Origin of the sequence: Bacillus sp. MYb209, from assembly GCF_002975175.1 — a bacterium.
Taxonomy (GTDB): domain Bacteria; phylum Bacillota; class Bacilli; order Bacillales; family Bacillaceae_G; genus Bacillus_A.
Window position 1 is genome coordinate 47,441 of record NZ_PCNZ01000016.1, and the last position, 12,616, is coordinate 60,056.

Below are 12,616 nucleotides of genomic sequence, written 5' to 3' on the forward strand. Positions count from 1 at the left end.
TTATATTTGTAATTAAATATCTCGGGGGTGCCAATCGATGAATGCTAGATTAGAAAATTTAATGCAATGGCTAAAAGAAAAAAACGTAGAAGCTGCGTTCTTAACTTCTACACCAAACGTTTTCTACATGACGAACTTCCATTGTGAACCACATGAAAGACTACTTGGTATGTTTGTATTCCAAGAAAAAGAACCTATTTTAATTTGTCCTAAAATGGAAGAAGGCCAAGCACGTAACGCTGGCTGGGCACATGAAATTATCGGATTTACTGATACTGACAAACCATGGGATATGATTGCAAAAGCAATTAAAGATCGTGGTATTGATGCAAATGCAGTTGCAATTGAAAAAGAGCATTTAAACGTAGAGCGTTACGAAGAATTAACAAAATTATTCCCAAATGCAGCCTTCAAATCAGCTGAAGAGAAAGTTCGCGAGCTTCGCTTAATTAAAGATGAAAAAGAACTTTCTATTTTACGTGAAGCAGCTAAAATGGCAGATTATGCTGTTGAAGTTGGTGTAAATGCAATTAAAGAAAATCGTAGTGAGCTAGAAGTATTAGCAATTATTGAGCATGAATTAAAAACAAAAGGCATCCATAAAATGTCATTCGATACGATGGTATTAGCAGGTGCAAACTCTGCTCTTCCACACGGCATTCCAGGTGCAAACAAAATGAAACGCGGCGATTTCGTACTATTTGATTTAGGTGTAATCATTGAAGGTTATTGCTCTGACATTACACGTACAGTAGCATTTGGTGATATTTCTGAAGAGCAAACTCGCATTTACAACACTGTACTAGCTGGACAACTACAAGCAGTCGAAGCATGTAAACCAGGCGTTACATTTGGTGCAATCGACAACGCTGCCCGTTCTGTTATCGCAGATGCAGGTTACGGAGACCTCTTCCCACACCGACTTGGTCACGGACTTGGAATTAGCGTACACGAATATCCAGATGTAAAAGAAGGCAACGAGTCTCTATTAAGAGAAGGTATGGTCTTCACAATCGAACCAGGCATTTACGTACCAAACGTAGGTGGCGTTCGTATTGAAGATGATATTTACATCACAAAAGATGGATCAGAGATCTTAACGAAGTTCCCGAAAGAATTACAATTTGTGAAATAAGAAAAAAGGTAGCGTGATCGCTACCTTTTTATTAAAGAAGGCTCCTTAAAAAGTGCCTTCTTCTATTTCACTAATATTTATTTGAAATTTCACGATCCAAACTGAGAAAAGGTGGACAAGAAGTGCAAACGCCATACATGCTCCGCTTAAAAAAGTTAGTATAGGATGCGAATACACGTGCCCTAAACCATAGGATATCGCCACGAAAAACATTGTTATGTAAATATAAATTGCTCCATGTATTTGCCTCATATAAACCTCCTTTTCCCATATTATAACATAATTTTCAGATTATTCACATTAATGAATTGTGATCAATATTTCTCAACTGTTACGCCTCTTACAGCCGCCTTAATATACGGTGCTCCTTGTAAACTTTGTAAATCCGCTGTTTTCCCTGTTACGACTACTCCGTATATTGGTAAGTCTTTTGGTTTTGTGTTTTTTATTTCTTTATAATATTGTTCAAAATAATCACTTGGTATACCTTCACTATTTTTTGCTAAATACTTCATTTGGTATAGAAACTCTTTTGAGTTTATTGTTACATCGTTTTTCACATCTTCTTTCACTTTTGAATAACTTCCTTCAAATCCAAAAACATTATTTGCCATTTCTGCATTTAATATCGTACCATTTTTAGGATCTTTTAACCCTACATAAAAATCACTTTTCTTTTCATTATATGTATCTACCCAAAACCAAACTGGCTGTACACTTTTGGGAAGCATCTCAGTAATTTGTTCAGCTGTATACGATTTATCAAAAGATAAGGCTACTTCTGCAACTTTATTTTGCAAATCTCCAATATTTTCCATATCATCCACATAATTTTTATAAGTAACGAAAGGTAAATAAAACCTCATTTCTCTTTGCATTGTTTGTACATTATAATCTGGTATCGCAACAGCCTCTTTCCCCCTTTTCTCTTCATCTAAACTAACAAGTTCACCATTATAGTGCTTCATACTATAATTCCATATACCTGATTCGTATATATCATTTATCCATTTTACTGGTTGACCAGCTATATTTTTATACGAGTTATATATTACCGTACTCCCTGTAACACCGAGACTTAAATACATACTTCCACTGAAACGAATATTAGGGCCTTGAACCCTATGTAGTGCATTCAATTCTCTTTCCATTTTTCTAAACGTTTGCTGAGAAAAATACGCTGCCCCCAAAAACAAACTTACTATAACAATAATGGACGCACAAATAGAAATAAGCCAATTTCTCCAAAACTGCTTCCTCTTCGCCCTCTTCATCAAAGTCTTCATCTGCTTATCATCCATATTCAAATCAAAGTCCTTCCGACTCATCATTTCTCCTCCTATACAATTTTTTAAATTGATTTCTTGCTCTGTACAAACTTGTTTTCACTGTTTCTTCTTTCATACTTAATAAAATGGCAATTTCTTTATAAGATAGTTCATAATCGTATTTCAATAGTAAAATATGAAGATAATCTTCTGTCATCGTCTCCAATATTTCCTGCACTTCTCCTTGCAGTTCACTTGTTAAAAGCACTTCATCTAATGACTTTTGTCCAATAAGAACGACCGATTCAATCGCAATTGGATTTAACCTTTTTTCTTTTCGGTATAAATCTCGGTGCTGATTGATCGCAACTCTAAATAACCACGGCGTTAAATGCTCTAACGGTATTTCCTCCATAAGCAATAAAGCTTTGTATAGCGTATCTTGCACAATATCTTCCGCTTCTTTTCTATCTGCTCCAATCTTAATTAAGTATCCAAACACAGCTTTTGACTTCTCTATTAATAATGATTCAAACGTATCATGGCTCATTCTGCTCTCCTTTCTATATACTCAACGTTTGAGAGCATAAAATGTATACAGCTTTTCTAAAAAACTTTTCATAATAAAAAGCACATCTGTTTTGATGTGCTTCTCTCAAAAATACTATTCTATTATTTCATCGCTTCTTTCACAACATCTTGAATCATAACAACTTCTGTTTTCATATCAACAGACGGTGCTTCTTCATCAATACACTCATACCAAAACGCTAAATGCTTTTTATCAATTTCATGATGAGAATTTTCGACAAGAGCCCCGCCTTCTCCTTGCACAGAATACCAATATAGATACTCTTCTCCATCTCTTATTTCCCGGAAAATTGTCTCTACATACATTTTCTCGTCGTTTAATGTCAAAAGTACTTCTTTCATATAGTCATTAAGAAGCTTCATCCATTCATCTACGCGATGACTTTTACCTGGCCTGACTTTGAATCTTGTTAATTCTACATTCATTTTTATTCCCCCATTTTCTTGCGGACAAATAAATCATATTCTACTGGATTATGAAAACTTAATTTACTAGCTAACTTTTTCGAAGGTATATTATCTGCATTACAATCCCAGCACGGTGTAATATCATTTTGTATACAATGTTCAATGAAACTTGTTGCAACAGCTTGAGCTAATCCTTTTCCTTGATGTGCTTCATGTGTTGCAATATCAATTTCAGCAAATCTATTCCCGTTAAATATTGAGACGCATTCAGCTACAATCATCCCATCTTGTTCTATACAAAAACCAAAGCCATTATTCAAAAATGCTTCGTTTGCCCCCCAATATTCTTTGTAATAATCCACCGTAAATTCATTACTTCTTTCTATATCACTTTTATCAATACGTTTAATTTCATATGTATTTTTGTTTAATTCTATTTTTCTATCTTCAAAAACTTCTCTTTGAAATTGAAATGTCATTCTTGGGATTTTCCGAAATGCATTACTAAAGCACTCTTCAATCATCATTTCCCACTCTTCACTCGAAGTGAACAGTGTAAATCGTTTCTCTGTTTTTTCAATGGCTGTTTTTATATACGAAAATAAATCTTCGTTATAACTTTGGTCTCGAGTGTCACCAAACAAATAATAAATACCATTAGTGGTGACGATTAGTCCTGCTGTTAATTGCTCGTTTACACAAACCTCACCATCTATCATTTGATCACATACCGCATAAGCAAAAGTCGTCGTTCTTGTATTACCTTCTAAAACCGAAATAACTTTTCTATACTCGGCTAAAGATAATTCTTTCATAATTGCTCCACTACAATCGTATCAGCTTCTATATTTTCAAAACAAAGATTTACCGTTCTCTTTAATGCTCTCGTTCTATGAATAGTACATGCTGGAATTAAAATTGAATCATTCGGCTTTAAAATTGCTGTCTCTCCATCTTGAAAATCAATAAGTAATTCTCCCTCCAACACAATGAATAATTCATCCGAATTAGAATGATAGTGCCAATCATATTCACCAGTAAATACAGCAATTCGTAAACAATGACTATTCACATTTGAAACGACGAAGTTCTTATGTTGATCTTTTATATCTTTTGTTAATTCTAATAGATTCACTGTTTCCATATTTCTTCCCATCCTCTATTCAGTCGTTATTCTCCAAAAACTAATAGCGCGATATTCATCCACTTTTAGTCTCCACCACCTCCACAATCGCCTCCTCCATCACTTGAACTGCTACAATCATTGCTACTATAGTCACCAAATCCACTTGATGAGCTCGAAGCGTATGAAGGTTTTTTGCTCCTTTTTCTTTTTCTATCTTTATTGCTTTCATGACTAGGCCACACTTTATCAAATAATATAAAGAATAAGACTCCTTCTATTGTGACAAGTATAAAGCCTAAAATACCCTCAATAATATTGGGTATTATCCCAAAATTTTTAAACACCCCACATGAATACACACAAAAAATCACATACAGGAACATACAAATATACCTAAATATTCTCCCTATAATCAAGACTACTTTTTTTGAAATTGGTATATTCTGTTCCTGTTTTTTCTTTATATATTTTTGTTTTCTAGCTTGCTTTTTCTTCCTACTTTTGCTCCCCATCGAATTCCCTCTTCCGGCTTTTATTTTCCGTTTAATTCCAAATTATCACAAAAAAACACATCATAACAAGCTATATTTCTCGTAAATTTTTGTTTACTTTTTGTAAAGTTTTATTTACCTTTTACCTAAAAATGGATATAATAAATGTAACAAATTTACAAAAAGGAGACTTTGTATATTTGATTAAAAATAAGGTGAAACAATTCCGCGTTGTTAGAGACATCACCCAAGAGCAATTAGCTTCCTCTGTTCAAATCACTAGACAATCCCTCATCGCTATCGAGAAGAATAAATACAACCCAAGTTTAGAATTAGCATTGAAATTATGTGAGTTTTTCGGCTGTAAAGTGGAGGATTTATTTCAATTAGATAAAACTGGGGAGGAAAAAGAATGAAAAATACTTTTAATCAAGAATTCATTTCTCATCTTACCATTTTAGTGTTAGGATCGACTTTTCTTTATTTCAATAGTAGTGATGAAGAAAAGATTCGTTCTGTCCTTCTATTCGCTAGCGTATACATACTCTTAGCCTTGGTACTATTAGTAGTGAAACGAATATTCTTTAAGAAAAAAAAGAAAGAATCCGAGCAATACCCATTACCTGAGATAGATGAAAGAATTGAGAAAATGAGTTTAAAGCTTATGGCACAAATTTTCGGTCTCTCTCATTTAATTGGCTCTGCGATACTATTTGTTTTATATATCACTAATGAAAATTCGACGATACGAGTTGAGTATGCCCTTTATTACTTGTTCGGCATTCTTTTCTTTACAATGATGTTCGGTTTGAAAATTGTAAAGAAACTAGACAATTAATCAAAATAAAAAGACCCTCCTTACAAAAGGAGGGTCTTACATATATCTTTATTATGATAAAGCAGGAGCTTTTTCAAGAAGCTCTTTTGCATCAGCGTATTGTAAGCCGTGAGCTTCTGCAACTGCTTCGAATGTTACATAGCCATCTAATGTGTTAATACCTTTTAATAATGCAGTGTTGCCTAGGCAAGCTTCTTTGTAGCCTTTGTTAGCAATTTGTACTGCATATGGTACTGTTACGTTTGTTAATGCAAGAGTTGATGTACGTGGAACCGCACCTGGCATATTTGCAACTGCATAATGTACAACGCCGTGCTTTTCATAAGTTGGGTTGTCATGAGTTGTAATACGGTCAGTTGTTTCGAAAATACCACCTTGATCAATCGCGATATCTACAACGACAGAACCTTGTTCCATTGATTGAATCATTTCTTCTGTTACAAGTTTTGGCGCTTTTGCACCTGGGATTAATACTGCACCGATTACAAGATCAGATTCTCTTACAGCTTCTGCAATGTTGTATGGATTAGACATTAATGTTTTTACTTGGTTACCAAAAATGTCATCTAATTGACGAAGACGTTCTGCACTTAAGTCGATGATTGTTACATCTGCACCTAAACCTACTGCAATTTTCGCTGCGTTTGTACCAGCTTGACCACCGCCGATAATTGTTACTTTGCCGCGTTTAACCCCTGGAACACCTGCAAGTAAAATACCTTTTCCACCTTTGTTTTTCTCAAGGAATTGTGCACCGATTTGTGCAGCCATACGACCTGCAACTTCACTCATTGGTGCAAGTAATGGTAAAGAACGATTGTCTAACTGTACTGTTTCGTATGCAATTGATACCACTTTGTTATCAATTAATGCTTTTGTTAATTCTGGCTCTGGAGCTAAGTGTAAATATGTGAATAAAATTAAACCTTCGCGGAAATAACCGTATTCACTTTCAACTGGCTCTTTTACCTTCATAACCATATCCTGATTCCATGCTTCTTCAGCAGTTTCAACAAGTTTCGCACCAGCTTGTACGTATTCTTCATCTGTAAAGCCTGATCCTACACCCGATCCTTTTTGAACAAAAACTTCATGACCATTGTGTACTAAATGTACAGCTCCCGCTGGCGTCATTGCCACACGGTTTTCATTGTTTTTAATTTCTGTTGGAATACCGATACGCATTATTAGTTCCCCCTTGAGTTATGAAATGACCCCTGAATCATTTTTTAAAGCGCTTTCTACACTCTTATATTCTAACATAATATCTCAATATTTGACAAAAAATAATACAAGTTTTCCGATAGATTTAACCTTACATTAAAGGACAGTATTATCCGTACCTCTCAGTATAAAGGATAAACTGTCCAATTATTCGAAACTTCACTTTATTTAATTCTATCGATGTCTATGAATAACATCAACAGCGCCTGTTACTTCAATAATCGTACCAGTAATCATATCAGAATCGTCCTCACATAAAAACGAAATGGTTCTTGCGATATCTTCGCCTGTTCCAGATCTACCAATTGGTGTGTTACTACCTTTCAAATTTCGCGCTTCTTCAATCGTCGCTTCTTTCATTTCACCAATTATATCACCAGGGCAAACCATATTCGCAGTAATACCATATTCCGCCTCTTCGTAAGCTACTGTTTTCGTTAATGAAACAAGCCCTACTTTCGCAGCTGCAAAGGCTGAACGATAAATCCATCCAGGTGCGCTATCTGCCCCTTGAAATCCATAGTTAATAATACGGCCAAATTGCTGGTTTCTCATAATCGGTACGACAAGTTTTAATAAATGAAACACCGCTGTTAAATTACCCTGGATCATTTCATTCCATTCGTCTTCTTCGTAATCGACTAATTTTTTCCTTTCAAATACGTAAGGACCAGCATTATTAATTAAAAAGTCAATTTTGCCAAAACGACTCATCGCTTCTTCTACTATTTTATGTAAATCTTCCTTTTTCGTGACATCAGCTTGCACGAACTGTAGACGTTCTTCCATATTTTTATATGTTTCTTTCATTGTTTCCATAGCATATATATCGCTATGATACGTTACTGTTACTGAATATCCTTTAGCCAATAACTTTTCTGTTACTTTCTTTCCTAAACCTTTCGTACCGGCTGTAATGAGCGCATGTCTCACAAAACTGCCTCCTTTTAAATTGCTATACTTCATATGTAACAAGTTCTCGCTCCAATTACAACTAAAATGAATTGAAACAAAGTTTTCAAAATTCTGTAACGTTTTAGCAGGCACATTACCATAATTTGTTTTATAATTAAGTTGTAAACGGTTATAAAAATGAATTGGGAGGAATCTACTATGAATAATACATATACAAATATTTTAATTGCAGTGGACGGTTCCAAAGAAGCAGAAAAAGCCTTTAGAAAAGCAATTCAAGTCGCAAAACGAAACAATGCAACATTAACAATTGCTCATATCGTTGATGTGAAAGCATATTCCGCAGTAGAGGCTTATAGCCGCGCAATTGCTGAACGTGCAAATTTATTTGCAGAAGACTTATTAGAAGACTACAAAAAGACTGCGATTGAAGCTGGTCTTGAGAAAGTAGAAACTGTATTAGAATTTGGTAATCCAAAATCTAAAATCTCAAAAGAAATTGCCCCAACACATAAAGTGGATTTAATTATGTGCGGTGCGACTGGTTTAAATGCTGTAGAACGTTTCCTAATTGGTAGCGTCTCTGAACATATTATTCGCTATGCGAAATGCGATGTCCTTGTTGTTCGTGGTGATGAGGAGCAAGGTGATCTTTAATTTATAAATCAAACACCAAGTCCACATGGGCTTGGTGTTTTTCATTTCACAAACTTCACTATAAATACAAGACAAGCCACAACAACAACAACAACAACGGTAATTGCCAACACATAGGGCGGAAGGAATTTCAAGGGCCATAGCGCCATCATTATCGTCGCAACAGTTAAGTATGTTTGCTTTGCATCTTCTGTCATTTTTTTACAAACTAAGAAAACATACAAATAACCGATTGGCGGCGTAATCTTCCATTCCTTTCTCATTTCCTAACATTACATTAACATACATTTTTTAGAAATAGACGGACAAAATATATGTGTTTAGAAAAGGAGGATGCTACATGGATGATTATGAACGTATTATTTTAGATGTGAACGGTACAGAAATCGAAATGTTAGATACGATTCGCACACATTTTAAAGAGAAACATGGTGTGGAACTAAGTAATGGTGCATTGCTTCGAGATTTAATGGATATTGAATACATTCGAATTACGGAAGATCGACACAAGTATGATTAATCGATGAAACTTTAAGCCTAGACCATATTGTTCTAGGCTTAACTAAATCCATACGAAAAATGTTATAATTAGGAAAAAAGTATAGGGATACCAAAATATGTAATCTGAAAATATCTCAAAACATTTTCATACATTACATGTACAACGAAACCAGTTCCTCCCTAAGCTTCATTCACTTTCACAAGAACAACTATGGTATAGGAAAGAGGACGGAAAATGGTCTATTGGTGAACACTTTTATCACTTATATTTAATTGCAAGGATGCTAAAAGTAGCGATTAAATTCTCTTTCACTCTTATCCCTTATGCCAAGCTAAGAAAAAACACCCCATTTGCAACTGAAATACATGACATTTATGCTGAATATAAAGAAAAACACGGCAGAGGCATGAAAGCCCCTTGGATTTTAATCCCTTCAAAAAAAATCTATTATTCTATGAGTGCAAAAGAATTAGAAGAATTACTTTCACGTGAAACAGATGAAATAAAAAAACTAGTTCAAAATATAGAAGAAAATATCGCAGGACATATCGTATTTTTAGATCCAATTGCTCACTACCCTAACCTTATTCAATCTATCCAACTATTAGCGATTCATGAGAAACATCATTTTATGATTATGAAAAATAATTATGAAATGCTAGATACATACCTAAAAATCTAAATACAAAAAGGTAAGGTACTTTCTAAAAAAAGCACCTTACCTTCTATATCATACATCATTTAACTTCCAACAAACTCTCCAGCTAACCCCTTCGCCTTCTCCAAAGCTTTTCGGATTTGTTCAAACCCTGTTCCACCAGCACTGTTACGACGCTTTACAGCTGCATATGGCGAAAGAACTTCATATAAATCTTCTTCAAATAACGGACTCATTTCTTTATACGTTTCAAGTGGTACATCTAATAAATAGATTCCTTTTTGCGTACAATGAAGAACTAGTTTCCCGACAATTTCATGAGCTTGACGGAACGGCAGTCCCTTGATTGCTAAATAGTCGGCAATTTCTGTTGCGTTAGAGAAGTCTTGCGTCACAGCTTGCCCCATTTTTTCTTTGTTTACGGACATCGTTTCAATCATGCCTGCCATAATATGAAGGCATCCTTCTACTGTTTTCACTGTATCAAACATGCCTTCTTTATCTTCTTGTAAGTCTTTATTGTAAGCAAGCGGCAATCCTTTCATTACTGTAAGTAAGCTAAATAAATTGCCATATACTCTGCCTGTTTTTCCGCGAATGAGCTCAGCCATATCTGGATTTTTCTTTTGCGGCATAATGCTGCTACCTGTCGCGTATTGGTCGCTCATTTCAATAAATTGAAACTCTTGACTACTCCATAAAATAAGTTCTTCACAAAAGCGTGATAGGTGCATCATGAGCATAGATGAGTTACTTAAAAACTCTAATATGAAATCACGATCGCTTACCGCATCTAAACTATTTTCATAGATTCCATTAAATCCGAGAAGCTCCGCACTATATTCTCGGTCAATCGGGAATGTTGTACCAGCTAGTGCTCCTGCTCCTAATGGGGAGATGTTAATACGCTTTAACGAATCTTCATAACGATTCACATCGCGCTCTAACATCCAAAAGTAAGCAAGAATATGATGTGCAAATGATATAGGCTGTGCACGTTGCAAGTGCGTATAGCCGGGCATAATTGTTTCAATGTTATTTTCCGCTTGATGAACAAGAACAGTTTGCAATTGTTTTGTAGCTTTTATAATATCTTCTACTTTTTCTTTTAAATACAAGTGCATATCTGTCGCTACTTGATCGTTACGGCTTCGGCCTGTATGAAGTTTCCCTCCTACTTCACCGATTCTTTCAATTAACATCTTTTCAATATTTAAATGAATATCCTCAGCTTCTACCGAGAAATTCAATTTATTTTCTTTCGCTTCCTCTAATAAATATTGAAGCCCTATCTTTATTTTCTCTGCTTCTTCTTTCGTAACGATGCCTTGCTTTGCTAACATCGTAACGTGTGCAATACTCCCTTTTATATCTTGGCTAACCAATTGCTTATCAAAGGAAATAGAAGCACCGAATTCTTCTACCCATGCTTCCGCTTCTTCTGTAAAACGTCCGCCCCAAAGTTTGCTCACGCTTCCACCTTCTTTTGATTCACTTGGCTGTATACTTTTGTAGGTAAACCGAATAATGAAATGAAACCAACTGCTGCATCATGATTAAATTCATCCTGGGCAGTATACGTTGCAAGTTTTTCATCGTATAAAGAGTACTCAGATTTACGTCCTTCTACAATCGCATGACCTTTAAATAATTTCACACGCACTGTACCTGTTACATTTTTTTGCGTTTCTTGTAAGAAAGCATTGAGTGCTTGTTTTAAAGGTGAGAACCATAAACCGTTATAAATTAATTCTGTTAGTTTTTGCTCAATCATCGGTTTGAAATGAGCGACCTCTTTCACAAGTGTTAAATCTTCAAGTTCTTTATGCGCTGTTATTAATGTCATTGCCGCTGGGCATTCGTACACTTCACGAGATTTAATACCGACAAGGCGATTTTCTACATGATCGATACGTCCAACGCCATGTTTTCCAGCAAGTGCATTTAACGTTTTAATTAATTCTGAAAGTGAATATGCAGTGCCGTTTAAAGTTGTCGGTACTCCTGCTTCAAATCCGATCTCTACAAACTCTGGTTTATTCGGTGTATCTTCTAATGCCAATGTCATCTCGTATGCATCTTCTGGCGGCGCTGCCCATGGATCTTCTAAAATTCCACATTCGTTGCTGCGTCCCCATAAGTTTTGATCGATTGAAAATGGGCTATCTAAATTAATTGGAATCGGTATATCATTTTCTTTTGCATATGCGATTTCTTCTTCACGTGACCATTTCCATTCACGTACAGGCGCAATAACTTCTAAATATGGATTCAACGCTTGAATAGAAACTTCAAAACGAACTTGGTCATTCCCTTTCCCTGTACATCCATGTGCAACTGCACTTGCACCTTCCTGCTCTGCAATTTCTACTAATTTTTTCGCAATAAGCGGACGAGATAATGCAGAGACAAGAGGATATTTCCCTTCGTATAACGTGTGAGCTTGCATCGCTATCAATGCATATTCATTCGCAAATTCTTCTTGAACATCAATCATATATGATTTAATTGCTCCTACTGAAAGTGCTTTTTCTTTTACAAACGCTAAGTCTTTACCTTCCCCTAGATCTAAGCAAAGCGCGATAATATCATAATTTTTCTCTTGTAACCATTTAATTGCAACGGAAGTATCAAGACCTCCGGAATATGCTAATACAACTTTTTTCTTCTCCATTTTGCATCCTCCTAAAGAATAAATATTCGTTTTTTCTTATAATAATCCAAACTTTATCACCTTTCATAAAATGAATCAAGGGAAATTCATAAAAATTTTTCAAACAATTCCGTCGAACTTCTTTCTTTT

Annotated in this window: 17 protein-coding genes and 1 pseudogene; 6 read left to right on the forward strand and 12 right to left on the reverse strand. The window is 35.2% G+C overall.

Annotated features, from left to right (window positions below):
* Nucleotides 1–37 precede the first annotated feature (37 nt).
* A complete protein-coding gene (pepQ, locus tag CQZ94_RS20390) occupies nucleotides 38–1,135 on the forward strand; it encodes a Xaa-Pro dipeptidase (protein ID WP_105586815.1) in 1,098 nt (365 codons plus the stop codon).
* Between the two features lie 45 nt (nucleotides 1,136–1,180).
* Here pepQ and CQZ94_RS20395 read toward each other — a convergent pair whose 3' ends face one another.
* From CQZ94_RS20395 to CQZ94_RS20425, 7 genes are all read right to left on the reverse strand, one after another.
* Nucleotides 1,181–1,387: a hypothetical protein gene (locus CQZ94_RS20395; protein WP_002088956.1), complete on the reverse strand. Its 207-nt coding sequence runs from the start codon at nucleotides 1,385–1,387 to the stop codon at nucleotides 1,181–1,183.
* A gap of 62 nt (nucleotides 1,388–1,449) precedes the next feature.
* Nucleotides 1,450–2,463, reverse strand: coding sequence for an anti sigma factor C-terminal domain-containing protein (locus tag CQZ94_RS20400; RefSeq protein ID WP_105586816.1), 1,014 nt, complete (start codon nucleotides 2,461–2,463; stop codon nucleotides 1,450–1,452).
* On the reverse strand, nucleotides 2,444–2,953 hold the full coding sequence (locus tag CQZ94_RS20405) for an RNA polymerase sigma factor (RefSeq protein WP_105586817.1): 510 nt from the start codon (nucleotides 2,951–2,953) through the stop codon (nucleotides 2,444–2,446). The genes CQZ94_RS20400 and CQZ94_RS20405 overlap by 20 nt, the downstream gene beginning before the upstream one ends.
* A gap of 122 nt (nucleotides 2,954–3,075) precedes the next feature.
* The gene (locus CQZ94_RS20410; RefSeq protein WP_105586818.1) at nucleotides 3,076–3,420 is read right to left on the reverse strand and encodes a DUF6176 family protein; all 345 of its coding nucleotides are present in this window, start codon (nucleotides 3,418–3,420) and stop codon (nucleotides 3,076–3,078) included.
* A 2-nt stretch (nucleotides 3,421–3,422) separates the two neighbouring features.
* On the reverse strand, nucleotides 3,423–4,217 hold the full coding sequence (locus CQZ94_RS20415) for a GNAT family N-acetyltransferase (protein ID WP_105586819.1): 795 nt from the start codon (nucleotides 4,215–4,217) through the stop codon (nucleotides 3,423–3,425).
* The gene (locus CQZ94_RS20420; protein WP_105586820.1) at nucleotides 4,214–4,546 is read right to left on the reverse strand and encodes a cupin domain-containing protein; all 333 of its coding nucleotides are present in this window, start codon (nucleotides 4,544–4,546) and stop codon (nucleotides 4,214–4,216) included. The genes CQZ94_RS20415 and CQZ94_RS20420 overlap by 4 nt, the downstream gene beginning before the upstream one ends.
* 65 nt (nucleotides 4,547–4,611) lie before the next feature.
* Nucleotides 4,612–5,040 (reverse strand): hypothetical protein, encoded by a 429-nt coding sequence (locus CQZ94_RS20425; protein ID WP_105586821.1) that lies wholly within the window; start codon nucleotides 5,038–5,040, stop codon nucleotides 4,612–4,614.
* A 131-nt stretch (nucleotides 5,041–5,171) separates the two neighbouring features.
* Between CQZ94_RS20425 and CQZ94_RS20430 the strand changes: the two genes are divergently transcribed.
* A complete protein-coding gene (locus CQZ94_RS20430; RefSeq protein ID WP_033713772.1) occupies nucleotides 5,172–5,435 on the forward strand; it encodes a helix-turn-helix transcriptional regulator in 264 nt (87 codons plus the stop codon).
* Nucleotides 5,432–5,857, forward strand: a complete 426-nt coding sequence (locus CQZ94_RS20435) for a hypothetical protein (RefSeq protein ID WP_105586823.1) — start codon at nucleotides 5,432–5,434, stop codon at nucleotides 5,855–5,857. Before CQZ94_RS20430 ends, CQZ94_RS20435 begins: the two co-directional genes overlap by 4 nt.
* 51 nt (nucleotides 5,858–5,908) lie before the next feature.
* Here the strand turns inward: CQZ94_RS20435 and ald are convergent, their stop codons facing one another.
* Nucleotides 5,909–7,042, reverse strand: coding sequence for an alanine dehydrogenase (ald, locus tag CQZ94_RS20440; protein ID WP_105586824.1), 1,134 nt, complete (start codon nucleotides 7,040–7,042; stop codon nucleotides 5,909–5,911).
* Nucleotides 7,043–7,255: 213 nt separating this feature from the next.
* Entirely contained in the window at nucleotides 7,256–8,047 is a 792-nt protein-coding gene (locus CQZ94_RS20445; protein ID WP_105586880.1) for an SDR family oxidoreductase, read from the reverse strand.
* A 147-nt stretch (nucleotides 8,048–8,194) separates the two neighbouring features.
* Between CQZ94_RS20445 and CQZ94_RS20450 the strand changes: the two genes are divergently transcribed.
* Entirely contained in the window at nucleotides 8,195–8,653 is a 459-nt protein-coding gene (locus CQZ94_RS20450; protein WP_105586825.1) for a universal stress protein, read from the forward strand.
* Nucleotides 8,654–8,694: 41 nt separating this feature from the next.
* Here the strand turns inward: CQZ94_RS20450 and CQZ94_RS20455 are convergent.
* Nucleotides 8,695–8,898: pseudogene (locus tag CQZ94_RS20455) on the reverse strand (hypothetical protein); the annotation flags it as partial.
* Between the two features lie 95 nt (nucleotides 8,899–8,993).
* Here CQZ94_RS20455 and CQZ94_RS20460 point away from each other — a divergent pair.
* Entirely contained in the window at nucleotides 8,994–9,173 is a 180-nt protein-coding gene (locus CQZ94_RS20460) for a ProA domain protein (RefSeq protein WP_142395882.1), read from the forward strand.
* 112 nt (nucleotides 9,174–9,285) lie between these two features.
* Nucleotides 9,286–9,837 (forward strand): DinB family protein, encoded by a 552-nt coding sequence (locus CQZ94_RS20465; RefSeq protein ID WP_242236197.1) that lies wholly within the window; start codon nucleotides 9,286–9,288, stop codon nucleotides 9,835–9,837.
* A 59-nt stretch (nucleotides 9,838–9,896) separates the two neighbouring features.
* On the opposite strand, the gene argH is transcribed toward CQZ94_RS20465, so the two are convergent.
* Both argH and CQZ94_RS20475 read right to left on the reverse strand, forming a co-directional pair.
* On the reverse strand, nucleotides 9,897–11,285 hold the full coding sequence (argH, locus tag CQZ94_RS20470) for an argininosuccinate lyase (RefSeq protein WP_105586827.1): 1,389 nt from the start codon (nucleotides 11,283–11,285) through the stop codon (nucleotides 9,897–9,899).
* Entirely contained in the window at nucleotides 11,282–12,487 is a 1,206-nt protein-coding gene (locus CQZ94_RS20475; protein ID WP_105586828.1) for an argininosuccinate synthase, read from the reverse strand. Before CQZ94_RS20475 ends, argH begins: the two co-directional genes overlap by 4 nt.
* Nucleotides 12,488–12,616: the final 129 nt, after the last annotated feature.

Bases quoted from the DNA above. Each gene is read 5' to 3' on its own strand.
- pepQ (WP_105586815.1), top strand. From the start codon at position 38: ATGAATGCTAGATTAGAAAATTTAATGCAATGGCTAAAAGAAAAAAAC.
- CQZ94_RS20395 (WP_002088956.1), bottom strand. From the start codon at position 1,387: ATGAGGCAAATACATGGAGCAATTTATATTTACATAACAATGTTTTTC.
- CQZ94_RS20400 (WP_105586816.1), bottom strand. From the start codon at position 2,463: ATGAGTCGGAAGGACTTTGATTTGAATATGGATGATAAGCAGATGAAG.
- CQZ94_RS20405 (WP_105586817.1), bottom strand. From the start codon at position 2,953: ATGAGCCATGATACGTTTGAATCATTATTAATAGAGAAGTCAAAAGCT.
- CQZ94_RS20410 (WP_105586818.1), bottom strand. From the start codon at position 3,420: ATGAATGTAGAATTAACAAGATTCAAAGTCAGGCCAGGTAAAAGTCAT.
- CQZ94_RS20415 (WP_105586819.1), bottom strand. From the start codon at position 4,217: ATGAAAGAATTATCTTTAGCCGAGTATAGAAAAGTTATTTCGGTTTTA.
- CQZ94_RS20420 (WP_105586820.1), bottom strand. From the start codon at position 4,546: ATGGAAACAGTGAATCTATTAGAATTAACAAAAGATATAAAAGATCAA.
- CQZ94_RS20425 (WP_105586821.1), bottom strand. From the start codon at position 5,040: ATGGGGAGCAAAAGTAGGAAGAAAAAGCAAGCTAGAAAACAAAAATAT.
- CQZ94_RS20430 (WP_033713772.1), top strand. From the start codon at position 5,172: ATGGATATAATAAATGTAACAAATTTACAAAAAGGAGACTTTGTATAT.
- CQZ94_RS20435 (WP_105586823.1), top strand. From the start codon at position 5,432: ATGAAAAATACTTTTAATCAAGAATTCATTTCTCATCTTACCATTTTA.
- ald (WP_105586824.1), bottom strand. From the start codon at position 7,042: ATGCGTATCGGTATTCCAACAGAAATTAAAAACAATGAAAACCGTGTG.
- CQZ94_RS20445 (WP_105586880.1), bottom strand. From the start codon at position 8,047: ATGAAGTATAGCAATTTAAAAGGAGGCAGTTTTGTGAGACATGCGCTC.
- CQZ94_RS20450 (WP_105586825.1), top strand. From the start codon at position 8,195: ATGAATAATACATATACAAATATTTTAATTGCAGTGGACGGTTCCAAA.
- CQZ94_RS20460 (WP_142395882.1), top strand. From the start codon at position 8,994: ATGGATGATTATGAACGTATTATTTTAGATGTGAACGGTACAGAAATC.
- CQZ94_RS20475 (WP_105586828.1), bottom strand. From the start codon at position 12,487: ATGGAGAAGAAAAAAGTTGTATTAGCATATTCCGGAGGTCTTGATACT.